Raw genomic sequence first — 17,364 nt, 5'->3', positions numbered from 1 at the left:
GGTGCGCCGCGAGGTCTGGCTGCTGCACGAGACCTTCTTCATCCAGCCGCACCTGCACCGGGTGGCGGCAGCCGCCACCGACCCCGCACGGCGCACGACATACCTCGAGGCCGCCGCGCAGCTGCGCGACGCTCGAGAGGTGGCTGGGCTGACTCAGCGCTTGCCGAGCAGCGAGTCCGCGAGGTCGGCGAGCGCCTCGGACAGGTCCTCGCGGGCGGTGTGGGCGCCCTTGGACAGACCCTTCAGCGTGCCCTTGGCCTTGCCCTTGCCGCTCACGCCGACGGCGTCGGCGAGGCCGTGGCCGACCGAGCTGGCCGCGCCGGTGACCCCGGCGGCCGCGGCACCGGCCGCGCCGGTGACACCTCCGGCCACGGCACCGGCGGCGTTGCCGACACCGTCGGCGACCGACTGCGCGGCGTGCTTGGTGCCGGAGAGGAACGACTGGGTGGCCAGCGTCAGGCCCGCGCCGACCAGCCACACGTCCTTGGCCAGCCCGATGCCGTCCGGCGTGGGTCGGATGCCGTCCTCCTGGGTCATGCCCGGGGTCTTGAGGTAGAGCCCGGTGAGCCCGACGCCGAAGGCGGCCAGGCCGGCCCCGGCGACGGCGGACGGCACGGTCGGCAGCAGCAGCGCAGCACCGAGCCCGATCTCGGCGTAGGCCAGGGCCTTGGTGAAGTCGCCGGCCTTCATGTCCTTGAACACCGGGTAGACGCTGGAGGCCCAGCCGTGCATCTGCTCGGCCTCCTCCTCACCGGCCTTGAGCTTGCCGATGCCGGAGTTCAGGATGAACGCGCCGGTGGCGACCCGGAGCGGGATGTGCGTGGGGTGCATGTGCTCTCCTCGTGTGCGGGAAGTCTGCTGCGGCCTACCGTATGCCGTCCGCCCAGGTGGTGCGAGGCGGGACCCGCCGCTGCCTACGCTGTCAGCATGACAGGTCAGGGGTCGGGGCGGCTCACGGGCGCCGACCGGGGGATGGCTCTGCTGCTCCAACGGGCGTTCGCTGTGGGGCTCCTGGTGGCGGCCGTCGTCGCGCTGGTGACACCGCTGAACGGCTGGCTGGTCTTCCCGCCGGTCGTGGTCCGCGTGGCCGCGGGGGTGTCGCTGCTGGTCCTCGTGCTCCTCGGGCGGTCGCTCCTCCGACCCGGCGCAGGCGTGGGGGGAGGGGAGGCGCGGTCCGGGGCCCTCTGGGCCGGTGCCGCGGCGGGCACGCTGCTGGCCGGGGCGCACGCGGCGCTCGCGCTCATCCCCTTCGGCTGGGACGCCCGCCGGATCTTCTCCAGCGCCGCGACGCTCGCCGCGGGGGAGCCGCTGCCTGCCGAGGCGCTGACCTACTACGCGCGCTACCCGCACAACGTGCGCCTCCTCTGGCTGGAGCAGGTGGCGGTCGAGGCGGGCTCGGTCGTCTCGCTGCCCGCGTTGGGTGCGGTGCTGCTGCCGCACGTGCTGTGTGTCGGGGTGGTGCTGTGGTCGCTCGGCCGCGGCGCCCAGCTCCTCGGTCACCCGCGGGCCGTGCTGCCGGTGCAGGCGCTCGTCCTGGTGCTGGTGGGCCTGTCGCCGAACGTCGCTGTGCCCTACACCGACCTCCCGGCGGCCGCGGCGGTCTCGGTCGCGCCTTGGCGATGGTGCGGTGCGGCGGCGCTGCCGGGTGGAGCTGGCCGTGGGCGCTGACCGGGGCGGTCTCGCTCGGGCTGGGCGTCGCGCTCAAGCCGTATGTCGTCGTGCTCGCGATCGCGCTCGTGCTGGTCGTGCTGTGGTCGCGGCAGTGGCGACGGGTCGTCGCCGTGGCTCTCCTCGGCGCCGTCTCGTGGGGCACCGTGGCGCTGCTCGACGGGGCCTCGGCGCGGGGGACCGGGCTGGACGCGCAGCGGCTGGCTCAGGTGGAGGCGCCCTTCCCGCCGGAGCACTTCCTGGCGATGGGCACCTGGGACTCCGCCGAGGAGTCGCCGGTGCGCCGGTGGGGTGCCTACCGCCAGGACCAGGTCGAGGCCACGGCGGCGATGGACCCCGCCACCCGTACGGCCGACCTGCGGGCCCAGGCGTGGGATCAGGTCGGCGGGCGCGGGCTGGTCGGCAACCTGCGCTTCTTCGGCGCCAAGGCGCTGTGGGTCTGGGGCGACGGGACCTTCTGGGCGCATGGTGAGGGCGCCGACAGCCGGCAGGCGAGCAGCCTGCCCGAGTCGCTGTCGGGGATGACCGCGGCCAGCAGGGGCGCCGGCGAGCTCTACGACGAGCGGGCGGGGGTGGTGCAGGGACTGTGGGTCGCGGTCGTCCTGCTCACCGGGGCCGTGCTCCTGCGTGCCCGCGCCGACCCGCTCCTGACCACCTGGGCGCTCGCGCTCGGCGGGCTGACGGCATACCTGCTGATCTTCGAGGCGCGGCCGCGCTACGTGCTCGCGCTGGTCCCCGTGGTGCTGCTGGTCCTGCTGCGCGCCGGGCTAGGATCGGCCGACCACCCGACCGCGACCCGTGAGGCCCGATGAGCGCACCGCAGACCGGCCCGATCGCGCTGAGCGTCGTCGTGCCGATGTTCGACGAGCAGGATGTCCTGCCGCTGCTGGTGCAGCGGCTGCGGCCGGTGCTCGACGGGCTGGGGCTGGGCTACGAGGTCGTGGCGGTCGACGACGGCAGCAGCGACGCGACCCCGGTGTTGCTGGCGCGCGAGCGGCAGAGCTGGGCCCAGCTGCGGGTCGTCCGGCTGCGCGCCAACGCCGGTCACCAGGCCGCGATCTCCGCCGGGCTGGAGCGCGCCCGTGGGGAGCTGGTGGTCACGATCGACGCCGACCTGCAGGACCCGCCCGAGCTCATTGCGGACATGGTGCGGCTGGCGCGCGCGGAGTCGCTGGACGTGGTCTACGCCGTGCGCGACGACCGCACGAGCGACACGCGGTTCAAGCGAGTCACGGCCAGCGGCTACTACGACACGATGCGGCGGCTGGGCGCCGACCACGGGCCGTCCAACGCCGGCGACTACCGGCTGATGTCGCGCGCCACGGTCGAGGCGGTCACCGCGCTGCCGGAGCACCATCGCGTGCTGCGGCTGGTCGTGCCCTCGCTCGGCTTCCCCTCCGGCGTGCTGACCTACCGTCGCGACGCGCGGGCGGCCGGGCGCTCGAAGTACCCCCTCTCCTCGATGGTGCGGCTCGCGCTGGACTCCATCACCGGGGCGAGCATCGCGCCGCTGCGGCTCGCCACGTGGCTGGGCTTCGTCGGGGCCGTGGTCGCGCTGGGGCTGCTCGTCTACGCGCTCGTGGGGTATGCCGTCGGCCTCAACGTGCCCGGCTGGACCTCGACCTTCATGGTCGTCACCGCGGTCGGCGGGGTGCAGCTGCTGTGCCTCGGGATCCTGGGGGAGTACGTCGGGCGGACCTACACGATGCAGCTCGGCCGGCCGACGTACTACGTGGCGGACGACAGCCTCAGCGGGCAGGAGCCGCCGCCCCCGCCCGGACCGACCACGGGATAGCACGACCTCCATCGGCGAACTTCCCGATGGAGGTCATGCTAGGCCGACGTCGGTCCCGCAGACGAGACGGCGAGGGCGTCCGGCAACGGGTCGGTATGCACCACCGTCAGCCCGCTGACCGCGCGGGTGAGCACGACGTAGAGCCGGCGCAGGCCGGTCCGCTCATCCGGCTCGGCGGCGGCGATCGCCGCGGGCTCCACCACGACCACCTGGTCGAACTCCAGCCCCTTGGCGACCGTCGCGGGGACGAGGAAGACCCGCAGTCGCAGCGTGTCGTCGGCGTGCTCGCCGTCCATCACCTCGTGCCCGACGCCTGCCCCCGAGAGCGCGTCCCCGACGCGGCCCACCCACGTGTCCGGCACCACGACCCCCACCGACCCCTCGTGCGCGGCCGCCTGCTGCACGGCCCGCACGGCGCCCTCCACCGGGTCCTCGACCTGCACGACGTCGAGCCGTCCCGGGTTGGACCGCACCGACTCCGGCGGCGCGAGGTCGGGGGCCATCGACGGCAGCAGCCGGGCGGCGAACTCGATGACCGACGACGGCACGCGGAAGCCACGGACCAGCTCCTCGAGGTGCGTCGACCCGGCCGAGAGCTCCTTGCCCAGGTGGTGCAGCGACTCCTCCCACGACGTCGTCGACCACGGTGTCGTGCCCTGCGCGAGGTCGCCGAGCACGGTGAGCGAGCCCGTCGAGGCGCGCCTCCCCACGGCCCGCAGCTGCATCGGCGAGAGGTCCTGCGCCTCGTCCAGCACGACGTGCCCCAGGCTCGGGGTGCGGTCGACCAGGTCGGTGAGCTCGTCGAGCAGCACGAGGTCGGCCGCGCTCCACCGGGCCGAGGTCGCCGACCGCGGGGGCCGCTCCCACACCATCGGGCGCTGGTCGTCGGCCAGGTGCTCACCGGTCGACAGCAGCCGGGCGAGCACGGCGGCGGGCTTCACCTGCGGCCAGAGGTCCTTGACGTAGGCCTTCACCGGCGCGCACCGGGCGACGCTGTCCTGCACCCGGTCGTCCGGCGCGTCCCCGGAGCGCTCCATCGCCACCATGACCGCGTGCGCGAGCCGCTGGTGCAGCATCGCGCGGGCGGCGGCATACCCCACGCCGCGGGTGCGCAGCTCCTCGACCATCTCCTGCACCTGGTATGCCGGGACCCGCCACCGGCGGGACCCGCGCGGCACCACCAGCGCCTCGGTCGGGCTGGACACCTGCCCCCAGAGCGCGGCGCGCAGGACCTCGGCCATGCGCGACTCGCCCTTGAGCCGCGCGACCTGGGTGCTGTCGGTCGAGCGGACCGTCGCGCCGGTGGCGTCGGCGACGAGCTCCTCGACCGTGGTGTGCCGCACGGTGATCTCCCCGAGCGAGGGCAGCACCGCGCCGACGTGCTCCAGGAAGGCACGGTTGGGGCCGACGACGAGCACGCCGGAGCGGGCCAGCCGGGCGCGGTAGGCATACAGCAGCCAGGCGGCGCGGTGCAGCCCGACGGCGGTCTTGCCGGTGCCCGGTGCCCCTTGCACGCACAGCGTGGTGGCGACGTCGGCGCGGACGATTTCGTCCTGCTCGGGCTGGATGGTGGCGACGATGTCGCGCATCGGCCCGATGCGCGGTCGCTCGATCTCGCGGGCGAGGATGCCGCTGCCGCCACTCTCCCCGGGCTCGCCGGTCCCCAGCCACTCGTCCTCAAGGGCCGTGATCTGGCCGTCCTCGACGCCGAAGCGGCGTCGGCGCTGGACACCCATGGGATCGGTCGGGGTGGCGCGGTAGAAGGGTGTCGACACCCCGGCGCGCCAGTCGACGACGACCGGGTCGCCCTCGGCGTCGGAGACGTGCCGGCGGCCGATGTAGAGCGCGTCCTCGGCGGTGTCGAGCCGGCCGAAGAACAGCGTGGTGCCGGGGTCGTCCTGCAGCGCCTTCGCGCGCAGCCAGAGTGTCTGCGCCAGCGCCTCGCCGGCGAGGGCGTCGCCGCCGTCGGCGGTCAGGCCGAGTGTGTGCTCGCGCATGCGCGTGAGCTCGTCGCGGGCGCGGGCCAGGTGGGCCTGCTCGGCGGCGAGGTCGGCGTGCGGATCAGGAGGGTGGGTGGGGGCAGCGGGCATGACGGCTCACCTCGTCGTGGCGTCGGGAGGGGGGAGGAGGGGCGAGCATACTCCTCCGGCGCCGGCCGTCCGCTCGACCAGAGCCCCTCACCGGTGAGCAGGGGCAGCGCCACCTCGTCCAACAGCGCAGGGATAGCGTGATCCCCATGCTCTTCGCCTTCTCCGTCGCCCCGACCCAGGCCGCCAGCGACTCCGGCTCGGTGAGCGCAGCCGTCGCCGACGCCTCCGGGTCGTCCGCGACTCCGGCCTGCCCTACGAGCTGACCTCGATGTTCACCACGATCGAGGGGGAGTGGGACGAGGTGATGCCGGTCATCAAGGCGGCCTGCGACGCCGTCGCCGAGCACTCGCCCCGGGTGTCGCTGGTGCTCAAGGCCGACCTGCGCCCGGGGTATACCGGTCAGCTCACCGAGAAGGTCGAGCGCGTCACCGACCGTCTCGCCGACGGCTGAGTCCCGCGTCCGGCGCTGCGCGACTGCAGCAGATATGTCGCCCGCCGACGCGATGCCACGACATGACCGGTGCAGTCGCGCCCTTCCGAGCCGGTGGGACGGTCGGCGACCGAGATCCTCGAGGTCAGGCGAGCAGGCCGAACTGCGAGGCCAGGAAGAGCAGCGTGAAGCCGACGAGGAAGACCAGGCCGACGTAGGACAGCACCCGCATGGTGCCGGACAGCTGGCGCTCGCTGCGGATGATCGAGAAGTTGAGCCACGCGAAGACCGGCGCGGTGAGGAAGGCGCTGACCATCGCGAAGCGCAGCATGTCGGCCAGCGACGCGCTCATCCACACCACGATCGCCAGCGCGATGAGCGAGATCCCGGTGATCCACAGGTCCTTGGAGCGCCGGCTCATCGACTCCTGCCCGCGGATGAGGCGCAGCGACTCGGCGGCCGCGCGCCCATACCCGTCGACGACCGAGATGACGGTGCCGAACATGCACGCGAAGGCGATGAGCGCCATGAGCGGGACCGCCCACTGCCCGATCGCCGCGCCGTACATGCTCATGAGCTGCGGGATGTAGGCGCCGCCGGCCATCTGCAGCTCCTGGCCGCTGCCGTACTGCACGAAGACGCCGAGGCCGATGAAGAAGACCGCGAGCACGGTGGAGACGACGTAGCCGGTGTTGAAGTCGAAGAGCACGTCGCGCACCGCGAGCCGCCGCCCCTGCGCCTTGGCCTTGACCCACAGCGAGTTCAGCGCGCTGATCTCGATCGGCGCCGGCATCCAGCCGATGACCGCGACGAGGAAGGGGAGGGTCGCGAGGGTCCAGGGGGAGGGGTCCTCGAAGCCGGGCTGCCGGACCGCGCCCTGGCCCGCCGCCATGACCACCGCGACGACGGTCGACAGGGCGAGGGTCACCATGATGATCTTGGTGACGCCGTCGAGGGCCTTGTAGTGGCCACCGACGAGAAGCACCCACGTCACCGCGAGCAGCCCCGCCGCGAGCACGGGCACGCCCAGGCCCCACGACGCGGGCAGCAGGTAGGCGAGGATCACGGTGCACAGCAGCGCGACGCCGGCGGTGGAGATGACCGAGGACACGGCGGCCAGCACGAAGAACACCCAGAGGTATGCCTTCCCCCGCCGGGCATACCCCTCGACCAGGCTGCGTCCGGTCTCGGCGGCGTACTGCGGGCCGAAGCGGAAGAAGGGATACTTCAGCACGTTGGCCAGCACGATGAGCCAGACCAGCTGCCAGCCGAAGAGCGCCCCGGCCTGGGTGGAGGAGATGAGGTGGGAGGCGCCGATCGCGGCCGAGGCCGCCAGCAGCCCCGGCCCCATCGCGGCCCACCGGCTGCCCCAGGTGGAGCGGCCGGTCGCTGCTGTCGTGGTGGAGTCCCCGTCGATCACCATGGCCCGCACGCTAGCACCGCGGCGGCTCGCTGCGGCCTTCCCGACCTGGAGCCACCTCGTCCCGGACGCCGGCTCAGCGCAGGTCGCGGTGCTGCCGCGCGCGCAGCGGCTTGACGACCGGCCGCCGGCCCCGGTGCCGCTGCACGGCCAGCTCGTAGGACTCCACGAGCGACTCGGTCGAGGCCCGCCAGGAGTGGGTCTGCGCGTCGGCCCGCGCGGCCGCGCCCATCCGGCCCTTGAGCTCGGGCTCGAGCAGCACCCGGCGGAGGCGGTCGGCATACCCCGCCGTGTCGCCGGGCTCGACGAGGAAGCCGGTCACGCCGTCCTCGATGACGAAGGGGATCCCCCCGGCCCGCGCGCCGACCACGGGCACGCCGCTGGCCATCGACTCCAGCGCGACCAGCCCGAGCGTCTCGGTGGTGGAGGGGAAGGCGAAGGCGTCGGCGCTGGCGTAGGCCGCGGCCAGCTCCTGCCCGGCGAGGTAGCCGGTGAAGACCGTCGGCGTCCCGGCGAAGAGCCGCTCCAGCTCCTCGCGCGCCGGCCCGGAGCCGACGAAGGCCAGCCGCACCCCCTCGGCCGCCAGCTCGCGGATCGGCTCCAGCAGCTGGTCGAGGTCCTTCTCCCGCGACAGCCGCCCGACGTAGAGCACGAGCGGCGCCTCGGGGTGGCCCCCGGTGAGCAGCTCGCGCATCTCGCGGGTGCGCCGCGAGGGGTGGTAGGTCACCGTGTCGACCGCCTTGGGCCACAGGTCGACCTCGCGGATCCCGACCTCCCGCGCCCGGGCGACCATCTGCGCGGAGGTGCACAGGTTGACCTCGGCGAGGTTGTGCATCCCCGTGATCCAGGCCTGGCTCGGCGCGCGCAGCAGCGAGAGCCCGTTGCCGAGCCGGGTGGTGTAGGACGGCACGTCGGTGTGGAAGCTCGCGAGCAGCGGCAGGTTGCGGCGGCGGGCGGAGATGACGCCGTAGGCGGCGAGCCACACCGGGTTCACCGCGTGCACGATGTCGGGGTGGAAGGCCTGCATCTCGCGGGCGATGCGGGCGGTCGGGAGGCCGACCATGATCTCGGGGTACCACGGCTGGAAGGACACCGAGCGCACCTTCACGACGCGGTGCGGCCCGTGGTGGGTCGGCGGCTCGCCCGGGGCGAAGACCAGCGCCTCGTGCCCCAGCTCGGTCAGCTGGTCCAGGGTGCGGGTGACGCGGGTGACGACGCCGTCGACCTTGGGCAGGAAGACCTCGGTGAACAGCGCGATCCGCATGGGGTATGCCTGGGCCCGCCTCAGGCGGGATGCTCCGCGCGGTCCCCGGCGCGGTCTCCTGGGTTGCCCTCGGTTCGGCCCTCGACGGACACGGCGGCACCCGCCCCGGCGAGCGCGGCGCGGGAGGCCGGGACGCCGGCCTCCTGGGCCGAGGTCCAGGTCGAGGTGCACGGGATCTTCTCGAGGTCGGCGCGGTCGGCATACCGCCGGGCGACGTCCTCGACCTCCATGAGCAGGCCCTCCTCGAGCAGCGTCGGCTCCAGACCGAGGTCGAGGAACGTCTCGTTGTGCACGTGCAGCTCGTTCTCCGCCGCCTCGTGCCGCGGGTTGGGCACCAGCTCGACCTCGGCGTCGCTGATCCGCGCCACCAGCTCGGCGAGGTCGCGCACCCGGTGGGTCTGGGTCATCTGGTTGAAGATCTTGACCCGGTCGCCGCGGGCGGGCGGGTTCTCGACCGCGATCTGCACGCAGCGCGCCATGTCGCGCAGGTGGATGAAGGCTCGGGTCTGCCCGCCGGTGCCGTGCACCGTGAGCGGGTAGCCGACCGCGGCCTGCATGAGGAAGCGGTTGAGCACCGTGCCGTAGTCGCCGTCGTAGTCGAAGCGGTTGATGAGCCGCTCGTCGCGCAGCGTCTGGTCGGTGTGCGTGCCCCAGATGATGCCCTGGTGCAGGTCGGTGATCCGCAGCGCGTCGTTCTTGGCGTAGTAGGCGAAGAGCTGCTGGTCCAGGCACTTGGTCATGTGGTAGACCGAGCCCGGGTTGGTGGGGTAGAGGATCTGCTGGTCGACCTGCGCGCCGTCGTCACCGGTGATCTGGACGTCGAGGTAGCCCTCGGGGATCGCCATACCGGCGGTGCCGTAGCCGTAGACGCCCATGGTGCCGAGGTGGACCAGGTGCGCGTCCAGCCCGGTCTCGACCAGGGCGCAGAGCAGGTTGTGGGTGGCCCCGGTGTTGTTGTCGACGGTGTAGCGCTTGTGCCGCGGCGACTTCATCGAGTAGGGCGCGGAGCGCTGCTCGGCGAAGTGCACGACGACGTCCGGGCGCTCGGTCTCGAGGAAGGAGCGCAGCCCGTCGTAGTCCTGCGCCAGGTCGATGTCGCGGAAGCGCATCTGCTGCCCCGACACCTCGTGCCACGCGGCCAGCCGCTCCTCGATGCCGGCGATGGGGGTCAACGACTGCGCCCCGAGCTCCTCGTCGATCCGGCGCCGGACGAGGTTGTCGACGATGACGACCTCGTGGCCGAGGTCGGACAGGTGCAGCGCCGCGGGCCAGCCGCAGAAGCCGTCGCCGCCGAGCACAGCGATCAACACGTGGGGAGCTCCTTGCCGTCGGGCACGCACCGGTCGGCGCGTGGGGGTCAAGGTATCAATGCCGCCCGGGTATGCCGTGTGCCGCGGCTGGCGGCGCGGTGAAAAGGGCTGGGGCGCCCGGGCCGGACCAGGCACGATGTGTGCATGGGTCACGTCGACGTCGCCGCGGTGGGCTACACGCTCCCCGACGGCCGGCCGCTGCTGCGCGACATCGGCCTGCGCCTCGGCGACGGGGCACGGGTCGCCTGGTGGGACCGAACGGCAGCGGCAAGACCACGCTGCTGCGGATCGTCGCCGACGAGCTGCGCCCGCACGAGGGCTCGGTCTCGCGCAGCGGCGGGCTGGGGGTGATGCCGCAGTTCATCGGCACCATGGGGCGGGACACCGCCGCCGGGGCCGAGCCGCCCACGGTGCGCGACCTGCTCGTGTCGGTGGCGCCGGCGCGGATCCGGGACGCGGCGCGGGCGCTGGAAGCCGCCGAGCTGGCGATCATGACCGTCGACGACGAGCCGGCCCAGCTCGCCTACGCCCAGGCGCTGGCCGACTGGGCCGATGTCGGCGGTTACGAGCAGGAGACGCTCTGGGACGTGTGCACGGTGGCGGCCCTGGGCATACCGTTCGAGCAGGCGGAGTGGCGGGGCACCGACACGCTCTCCGGCGGCGAGCAGAAGCGGCTGGCGCTGGAGGCGCTGCTGCGCGGGCCGGACGAGGTGCTGCTGCTCGACGAGCCGGACAACTACCTCGACGTGCCGGCCAAGCGCTGGCTGGAGGAGCAGCTGCGCGCCAGCCCGAAGACCATCCTGCTGATCAGCCACGACCGAGAGCTGCTGGCGCAGGCCGCGACCCGGGTGGCGACGCTGGAGCCGGGCGCGGCGGGCAGCACGCTGTGGGTGCACCCGGGCAGCTTCGCGACCTGGCACCAGGCCCGCGAGGAGCGCAACGCGCGGCTGGAGGAGGCCCGGCGCCGCTGGGACGAGGAGCACGCCAAGCTGCGCGAGCTCATGCTGCGCTACAAGGCCAAGGCGGCCTACAACGCCGACATGGCCAGCCAGTATCAGGCGGCCCAGACCCGGCTGCGCCGCTTCGAGGAGGCGGGGCCGCCGGAGGCGGTCGCCCACGAGCAGCGGGTGCGGATGCGGCTGCGCGGCGGCCGGACCGCCAAGCGGGCGGTGATCTGCGAGGACGTCGAGCTGACCGGGCTGATGCGGCCCTTCGACCTGGAGGTCTGGTACGGCGACCGGGTCGCGGTGCTCGGCTCCAACGGCTCGGGCAAGTCGCACTTCCTGCGGCTCCTCGCCGCCGGTGGCAGCGACCCCGAGCCGGAGCACCGGCCGGTCGGTGACGTCGTGCCGGCGCCGGTCGGGCATACCGGTGTGGCGCGGCTGGGCGCCCGGGTGCGGCCCGGCTGGTTCGCCCAGACGCACGACCACCCGGAGCTGCGCGGGCGGACCTTGCTGGAGATCCTGCACCGCGGCGACGAGCACCGGCGCGGTATGCCGCAGCAGGAGGCCGCGCGGGTGCTCGACCGCTACGAGCTGGCCCGGGCCGGCGAGCAGCGCTTCGACTCGCTGTCCGGCGGGCAGCAGGCGCGGGTGCAGATCCTGCTGCTGGAGCTGTCCGGCGCGACCCTGCTGCTGCTCGACGAGCCGACCGACAACCTCGACCTGCACTCGGCCGAGGCGCTGCAGGCGGGCCTGGAAGCCTTCGAGGGCACGGTGCTCGCGGTCACCCACGACCGGTGGTTCGCCGACTCCTTCGACCGCTTCGTCGTCTTCGGCGCCGACGGGCGGGTGCGGGAGACCGACGGCCCGGTGTGGGAGGAGACCCGGGTCGATCGCGCCCGGTAGCGGGCATACCGGCGTCGTTCCCCGGGTCTCGGCCGCACTGAGCGCCGGTATGTCACTCAGCAGCCTGCTCCAGGAGGCTCCTGAGTGACATACCGGCGCTCAGATGACGTGGGGGCTGTCAGCCCTCCTCGTCCGGCCGGGTGACGAGGGTGACGGTGACCTCGGCCCGTTCGCCGTCGCGGATGTAGGCGATCGTCGCCTCGTCGCCGGCGCCGCGCTCGCGGACCTGGCCGACCAGGGCGGTGGAGCTGGTGATGGGTTCGTCGTCGATGCCGACGATGAGGTCGCCGCTCTCGAGCCCGACCTCGGCGGCCGGCGACTCCGGCTCGACCTGGGTCACCACGCGCCCGAGACGGTGGCGCCGTCGGTCTCGGCCGTGGCGTCGTCCAGGCCCACCCCGAGGAAGGCGTGCGTCGCGGTGCCGGTCTCGATGAGCTGGTCGGCGATGAGCTGCACCTTGCTCGACGGGATCGCGAAGCCGATGCCGATGGAGCCGCTCTGCCCGCCCATCGCCGAGCCCAGCGAGGCGATCGAGGAGTTGATGCCGACCAGCTCGCCGGCCGCGTTGACCAGGGCCCCGCCGGAGTTCCCCGGGTTGATGGCCGCCGACGTCTGGATGGCGTTGGTGAAGACCGCGGAGTTGGGGTCGGCGGGGTTCTGGCTCGAGCCCTGCGTGGTGACCGGCCGGTCCAGGGCGCTGACGATGCCGGTGGTGACCGTGCCGGACAGGCCGAGTGGGTTGCCGACAGCCATGACCGGGTCGCCGACGCCGAGCGCGGAGTCGTCGCCGACCGCGATCGGGGTGAGCTCGTCCGGCACCGAGTCCAGCTGCAGCACGGCGAGGTCGCTGGAGGGGTCGCTGCCGACGACCTCGGCGGAGTAGGAGCGACCGTCGGGCAGCGTGACCTGCACCTCCTGGGCGCCTTCCACGACGTGGGCGTTGGTGACGACGTGACCCTCGTCGTCCCAGACCACGCCCGACCCCGAGCCCTCGCCCTGGGAGCCGGCCACGGCGATGGAGACGGTGCTCGGCGTCACCGCGTCGGCCACGGAGGCCCAGTCCTGCTCGCCGGTCAGCGACACGGTCGTGCCCTCGGCGTCGCCGGAGGCCTGCTCGTCCTCCGTCTCCTCCGCGCTCTCCTGCGCCGCCTGCCCGGAGCCGTCGTCGGCGAGCTGGATGGCGGCGTAGGTGCCGCCGGAGGCGAGCAGCGCCGCGAGCACGCTCGCCACCGCGATGTCGCCGATGCGTCGGCGCTCCCGGCGGGGGGCGGCCGGGGGCGCGTGGGGGGAGCCTGGGTCGCGGAGGTCTCGACCTGGGATTCCTCGACCCGGGGGCTCTCGGCCCGGGAGCCCTCGGCTTGCGACTCCTCGGCCCGAAAATCCTCGGCCCGGGGGACCGGCGCGGTGGCATCCGGGTGGATGGGGCCGGTGGCGTCAGCCCGGGACGCGTGGTCGGCGCTCCGGTCCTGCGGGTCGTGCTGTGGCGTCGTCATGGTCCGATGACATCACGTCGACGTCAGGGGAGCCTGGGTAGAGGCTATGAGTTCACTGGACGCCGGTCCGCGGGCAGCTCGACCCGGAAGGTCGCGCCACCCCCGGGCGTCGGGGTGTGCCGCACCGACCCCTGGTGGCGCCCGACGATCGCGGCGACGATCGCCAGCCCCAGCCCGGTGCCGCCGGAGGCCCGGCTCCGGGACTTGTCTGCCCGGTAGAACCGCTCGAAGACGCGGTCGGCCGTGCCGTCGGACAGGCCCTGCCCGTGGTCGCGCACCTCCACCACGACGCGCTCGCCGGTGCGCCCCACGGCCACCTCGACCGGGGTGCCGTCCGGGGTGTGCGCCAGCGCGTTGGCGACCAGGTTGGTCAGCACCTGCCGCAGCGCGCCGTCCTCGCCGGTCACGACTGGTGCTGCGTGCGGCTCGGTCCCGTCCAGCGACACCAGCCGCACCGCGCGCTGCGGCGCCCGCACCCGCGCGTCCTGCACGACGTCGGACGCGAGCACCGTGAGGTCGACCCGGGTGGGGGCCATCTCCGGCTGCGAGTCCCACCGCGTCAGGGTCAGCAGGTCCTCGACGAGGCGGGTCATCCGGGTGGCCTCGTCCTCGATCCGGCGCATCGCCCCGGCGACCTCCTCGGGGTCGGTCATGGCGCCGAAGCGGTGCAGCTCGGCATACCCCTTGACCGTCGCGAGCGGGGTGCGCAGCTCGTGCGAGGCGTCCGCGACGAAGTCCCGCATCCGCTGCTCGGAGGCCTCGCGCACCGCGAACGAGTGCTCGATGTGCGCGAGCATCCCGTTGAGCGACTCCGAGAGCGAGCCGACCTCGTCCCGCGCGCCCGGCGGCGGGATGCGCCGGGTGAGGTCGCCGGCCGCGATCGCCGCCGCGGTGTCCTCCATCCGGCTCAGCGGGCGGAAGGCGCGGCGCACCGCGAACCACCCGAGCACCCCGACGACGACCATCGTGGTCAGGCCGATGACCACGGTGAGGAAGGCCAGCTGCCGGGCGGTGCTGTCGACCTCGTCCAGCGGCAGCGCGACCGCGATGGTGCCGGTGAAGACGTCCTGCCGCTCGTCGAGCGGCACCGCCAGGACCCGCCAGGTCCCCACCCCCTCGGTGCTGCCGACGGTGAACGGTGTCCCGAGCCGGTCGTCGTCGAGGTCGACCCGGCGCAGGTCCGGCGTGTCGTCCATGCCGCGGGAGGCGAGGGTGATCGTGCGCGAGGAGCGCTCCCCCGGGGTGAGCAGGATGTAGTAGGAGTTCGGCGGCAGCCACAGCTCGGCGCTGGAGCTCTGCTGGCCGGTCGCGTCCTCCAGCAGCTGGGCCGACACCCGCTCCGCGAGCGGGTCGATGTAGGTCTCCAGGTCGGCGTCCACGCGGTCCACGAGGTAGCCGCGGAGCATCGTGATCGTGACCGAGGTGGTGAGCAGGTAGGCCGCCAGGACCAGCAGGACCAGCACGGTCACCAGACGTCGGGTCAGGGACAGCCGGTGGAGCTTGGAGTAGGCGGCGCGGCGCAGGTGCTGCAGCACGGGAGGGGTATGCCGCCTCAGCGCGGCTCGCGCAGCACGTAGCCCACGCCGCGCTTGGTGTGGATGAGCGGCTCGCCGACGACGTCGATCTTGCGCCGCAGGTAGGAGATGTAGGACTCCACGATGTTCATCTCGCCGCGGAAGTCGTAGTCCCACACGTGGTCCAGGATCTGGCTCTTGGAGAGCACCCGGCCGGGGTTGAGCATGAGGTAGCGCAACAGCTTGAACTCGGTGGGGGAGACCTCGATGACCTTGCCGGCCCGGCGCACCTCGTGGCTGTCCTCGTCGAGCTCGAGGTCGGCGACCCGCAGCGCGTGGTCGTCACCCTCCTCGGCGACCCGGGTGCGGCGCAGCACCGCGCGGATGCGCGCCACGACCTCCTCCAGGCTGAACGGCTTGGTGACGTAGTCGTCGCCGCCCACGGTCAGGCCCTTGATCTTGTCGTCCAGGGAGTCCTTGGCGGTGAGGAAGACGATCGGCAGGTCCAGGCCGCGCTCGCGGAGGGTGCGGGTCACGGTGAAGCCGTCCATGTCCGGGAGCATGATGTCGAGGACGGCGAGGTCGAAGTCGTGCTCGCCGGAGAGCTGCAGCGCGCTGCGCCCGTCGGCGGCCGCGTGCACCGCGAAGCCGGCGAAGCGCAGGCTCGTCGTCAGTAGCTCGCGGATGTTGGTCTCGTCCTCGACCACCAGCAGTGTGGCCTCCGGGTCGCTCTGACTGGCGGTCATGCCTCTACTGTGGCGAGACAGGCTGACAGTTCCCTGGGAGTATGCTGCGCGGCTCAGGCGGTCTCGGGGCTCGCGACGTCGAGATCACCGAGGTCGTCCGCGTCGACGATGCGGTAGGCATACCCCTGCTCGGCGAGGAAGCGCTGGCGGTGGGCGGCGAACTCGGCGTCGACGGTGTCGCGGGTGACGAGGGTGTAGAAGTGCGCGGTGCGCCCGTCGCCCTTGGGGCGCAGCACACGACCCAGCCGCTGCGCCTCCTCCTGGCGGGAGCCGAAGGTGCCGGAGACCTGGATCGCGACGCTGGCCTCGGGCAGGTCGATCGAGAAGTTCGCGACCTTGCTCACGACGAGCAGGCTGATCTCGCCCTCGCGGAACTGGCGGAAGAGCTCCTGCCGCTGCGCGACCGTCGTCTCACCGGTGATGAGCGGGGCGTCGAGGCGTCCGGCGAGCTGCTCGAGCTGGTCGAGGTACTGCCCGATGACCAGCGTGGGCTGGCCCCGGTGCGCCGCGACGAGCCGGTCGACCACCGCGTCCTTGGCCGGCGCGCACGCGGCGAAGCGGTATCGCTCGTCCGGCTCGGCGACGGCATACGCCATCCGCATCGCCTCCGGCATGCTGACCCGGACCTCGACGCAATCGGCGGGCGCGATGTAGCCCTGCGCCTCGATGTCCTTCCACGGCGCGTCATACCTCTTGGGCCCGATGAGCGAGAAGACGTCGGACTCGCGCCCGTCCTCGCGCACCAAAGTGGCGGTCAGCCCGAGCCGGCGCCGCGCCTGTAGGTCGGCGGTCATCCGGAAGATCGGCGCGGGGAGCAGGTGCACCTCGTCGTAGACGATGAGCCCCCAGTCGCGCGCGTCCAGCAGGTCCAGGTGCGGGAAGACACCCTTCCGCTTGAGGGTCAGCACCTGGTAGGTCGCGATCGTCACGGGGCGGATCTCCTTGCGCGACCCGGAGTACTCCCCGATCTCGTCCTCGGTCAGCGAGGTCCGCCGCAGCAGCTCCTCACGCCACTGCCGCGCGCTCACCGTGTTGGTGACGAGGATGAGGGTGGTCGTCGCCGACTTCGCCATCGCGCCCGCGCCCACGAGCGTCTTGCCGGCGCCGCAGGGGAGCACGACCACACCGGAGCCGCCGTCCCAGAAGCCGTCGACCGCCTGCTGCTGGTAGGGCCGCAGGCTCCAGTCGCTCGTGTCCAGCTCGATCGGGTGCGCCTCGCCGTCGACGTAGCCCGCGAGGTCCTCCGCGGGCCAGCCGACCTTGAGCAGCTCCTGCTTGAGGTGGCCGCGCTCGGACGGGTGCACGAGCACGGTGTCGTCGTCGATCCGGTCGCCGACGAGGGGCTTGATCTTCTTGTGCCGCAACACTTCTGCGAGCACCGCACGGTCTGTGGCGCGCAGCACGAGGCGCGGCTCGTCGGCGCCCTCGCCGGAGCCGACGACCTCCTTGGTGAGGGTGAGCCGGCCATACCGCGCCATCGTCTCCGCCACGTCGACCAGCAGCGACTGCGGCACGGGGAAGCGGCTGTGCTCGATGAGGGCGTGCACCACCTGCTCGGCGTCGTGGCCCGCGGCGCGGGCGTTCCACAGGCCGAGCGGGGTGACGCGGTAGGTGTGGACGTGCTCGGGGGCGCGCTCGAGCTCGGCGAAGGGCGCGATGTCGCGTCGCGCCGCCTCGGCGCCGTCGTGGTCGACCTCGAGCAGTAGGGTCTTGTCGGACTGGACGATCAGGGGGCCGTTCATCGCTGGGCACAACGGTCACTGGCCCCCGCGCATTCCGCCGCGTCG

At 73.1% G+C, this 17,364-nt stretch carries 13 protein-coding genes and 2 pseudogenes; 5 read left to right on the top strand and 10 right to left on the bottom strand.

Annotated elements, in window-relative coordinates:
* Nucleotides 1-153: 153 nt before the first annotated feature.
* The gene (locus BJF80_RS21275; RefSeq protein WP_075816559.1) at nucleotides 154-831 is read right to left on the bottom strand and encodes a hypothetical protein; all 678 of its coding nucleotides are present in this window, start codon (nucleotides 829-831) and stop codon (nucleotides 154-156) included.
* Between the two features lie 96 nt (nucleotides 832-927).
* Here BJF80_RS21275 and BJF80_RS14070 point away from each other — a divergent pair, with 96 nt between their 5' ends.
* From BJF80_RS14070 to BJF80_RS14060, 3 genes are read left to right on the top strand one after another with little or no spacing between them, the layout of a single operon-like run.
* Nucleotides 928-1,668 carry a hypothetical protein gene (locus BJF80_RS14070; protein ID WP_143554132.1) on the top strand — a complete coding sequence of 247 codons (741 nt, stop codon included), beginning with the start codon at nucleotides 928-930 and terminating at the stop codon, nucleotides 1,666-1,668.
* On the top strand, nucleotides 1,620-2,480 hold the full coding sequence (locus tag BJF80_RS14065; protein ID WP_075814528.1) for a glycosyltransferase-like membrane protein: 861 nt from the start codon (nucleotides 1,620-1,622) through the stop codon (nucleotides 2,478-2,480). Before BJF80_RS14070 ends, BJF80_RS14065 begins: the two co-directional genes overlap by 49 nt.
* Nucleotides 2,477-3,463, top strand: coding sequence for a glycosyltransferase family 2 protein (locus BJF80_RS14060; protein WP_075814526.1), 987 nt, complete (start codon nucleotides 2,477-2,479; stop codon nucleotides 3,461-3,463). The genes BJF80_RS14065 and BJF80_RS14060 overlap by 4 nt, the downstream gene beginning before the upstream one ends.
* Nucleotides 3,464-3,501: 38 nt before the next feature.
* On the opposite strand, the gene BJF80_RS14055 is transcribed toward BJF80_RS14060, so the two are convergent.
* Nucleotides 3,502-5,553, bottom strand: coding sequence for a HelD family protein (locus tag BJF80_RS14055; RefSeq protein WP_075814524.1), 2,052 nt, complete (start codon nucleotides 5,551-5,553; stop codon nucleotides 3,502-3,504).
* 146 nt (nucleotides 5,554-5,699) lie between these two features.
* Between BJF80_RS14055 and BJF80_RS14050 the strand changes: the two are divergent.
* Nucleotides 5,700-6,004: pseudogene (locus BJF80_RS14050) on the top strand (MTH1187 family thiamine-binding protein).
* A gap of 124 nt (nucleotides 6,005-6,128) precedes the next feature.
* On the opposite strand, the gene BJF80_RS14045 reads toward BJF80_RS14050, so the two are convergent.
* The 3 genes from BJF80_RS14045 to BJF80_RS14035 all read right to left on the bottom strand — a co-directional run bounded on the left by BJF80_RS14045 (nucleotide 6,129) and on the right by BJF80_RS14035 (nucleotide 9,977).
* Complete coding sequence (locus tag BJF80_RS14045) at nucleotides 6,129-7,406, bottom strand: NRAMP family divalent metal transporter (protein WP_075814733.1); 1,278 nt, start codon at nucleotides 7,404-7,406, stop codon at nucleotides 6,129-6,131.
* 73 nt (nucleotides 7,407-7,479) lie between these two features.
* Nucleotides 7,480-8,667, bottom strand: a complete 1,188-nt coding sequence (locus BJF80_RS14040; protein ID WP_075814522.1) for a glycosyltransferase family 4 protein — start codon at nucleotides 8,665-8,667, stop codon at nucleotides 7,480-7,482.
* A 20-nt stretch (nucleotides 8,668-8,687) separates the two neighbouring features.
* Nucleotides 8,688-9,977 (bottom strand): NAD-dependent epimerase/dehydratase family protein, encoded by a 1,290-nt coding sequence (locus BJF80_RS14035; RefSeq protein ID WP_075814520.1) that lies wholly within the window; start codon nucleotides 9,975-9,977, stop codon nucleotides 8,688-8,690.
* 144 nt (nucleotides 9,978-10,121) lie between these two features.
* Between BJF80_RS14035 and BJF80_RS14030 the strand changes: the two are divergent.
* Nucleotides 10,122-11,824, top strand: a pseudogene (locus BJF80_RS14030) (ABC-F family ATP-binding cassette domain-containing protein).
* 118 nt (nucleotides 11,825-11,942) lie between these two features.
* On the opposite strand, the gene BJF80_RS20475 reads toward BJF80_RS14030, so the two are convergent.
* The 5 genes from BJF80_RS20475 to BJF80_RS14005 form a co-directional block, all read right to left on the bottom strand.
* Nucleotides 11,943-12,167 carry a PDZ domain-containing protein gene (locus BJF80_RS20475; RefSeq protein ID WP_075814518.1) on the bottom strand — a complete coding sequence of 75 codons (225 nt, stop codon included), beginning with the start codon at nucleotides 12,165-12,167 and terminating at the stop codon, nucleotides 11,943-11,945.
* Nucleotides 12,161-13,054, bottom strand: coding sequence for a S1C family serine protease (locus BJF80_RS14020; RefSeq protein WP_075814516.1), 894 nt, complete (start codon nucleotides 13,052-13,054; stop codon nucleotides 12,161-12,163). The genes BJF80_RS20475 and BJF80_RS14020 overlap by 7 nt, the downstream gene beginning before the upstream one ends.
* Before the next feature lie 307 nt (nucleotides 13,055-13,361).
* Nucleotides 13,362-14,852, bottom strand: coding sequence for a sensor histidine kinase (locus BJF80_RS14015; RefSeq protein WP_075814514.1), 1,491 nt, complete (start codon nucleotides 14,850-14,852; stop codon nucleotides 13,362-13,364).
* Nucleotides 14,853-14,869: 17 nt separating this feature from the next.
* Entirely contained in the window at nucleotides 14,870-15,577 is a 708-nt protein-coding gene (locus BJF80_RS14010) for a response regulator transcription factor (protein ID WP_075814512.1), read from the bottom strand.
* A gap of 53 nt (nucleotides 15,578-15,630) precedes the next feature.
* Nucleotides 15,631-17,319: a DNA repair helicase XPB gene (locus BJF80_RS14005; protein ID WP_075814510.1), complete on the bottom strand. Its 1,689-nt coding sequence runs from the start codon at nucleotides 17,317-17,319 to the stop codon at nucleotides 15,631-15,633.
* Nucleotides 17,320-17,364: the final 45 nt, after the last annotated feature.

It is taken from the genome of Serinicoccus sp. CUA-874, assembly GCF_001942225.1.
Classification (GTDB): Bacteria; Actinomycetota; Actinomycetes; order Actinomycetales; family Dermatophilaceae; genus Ornithinicoccus; species Ornithinicoccus marinus.
The sequence above is the reverse complement of the archived record's forward strand: the minus strand, read 5'-3'. Positions and strand labels throughout refer to the sequence as shown.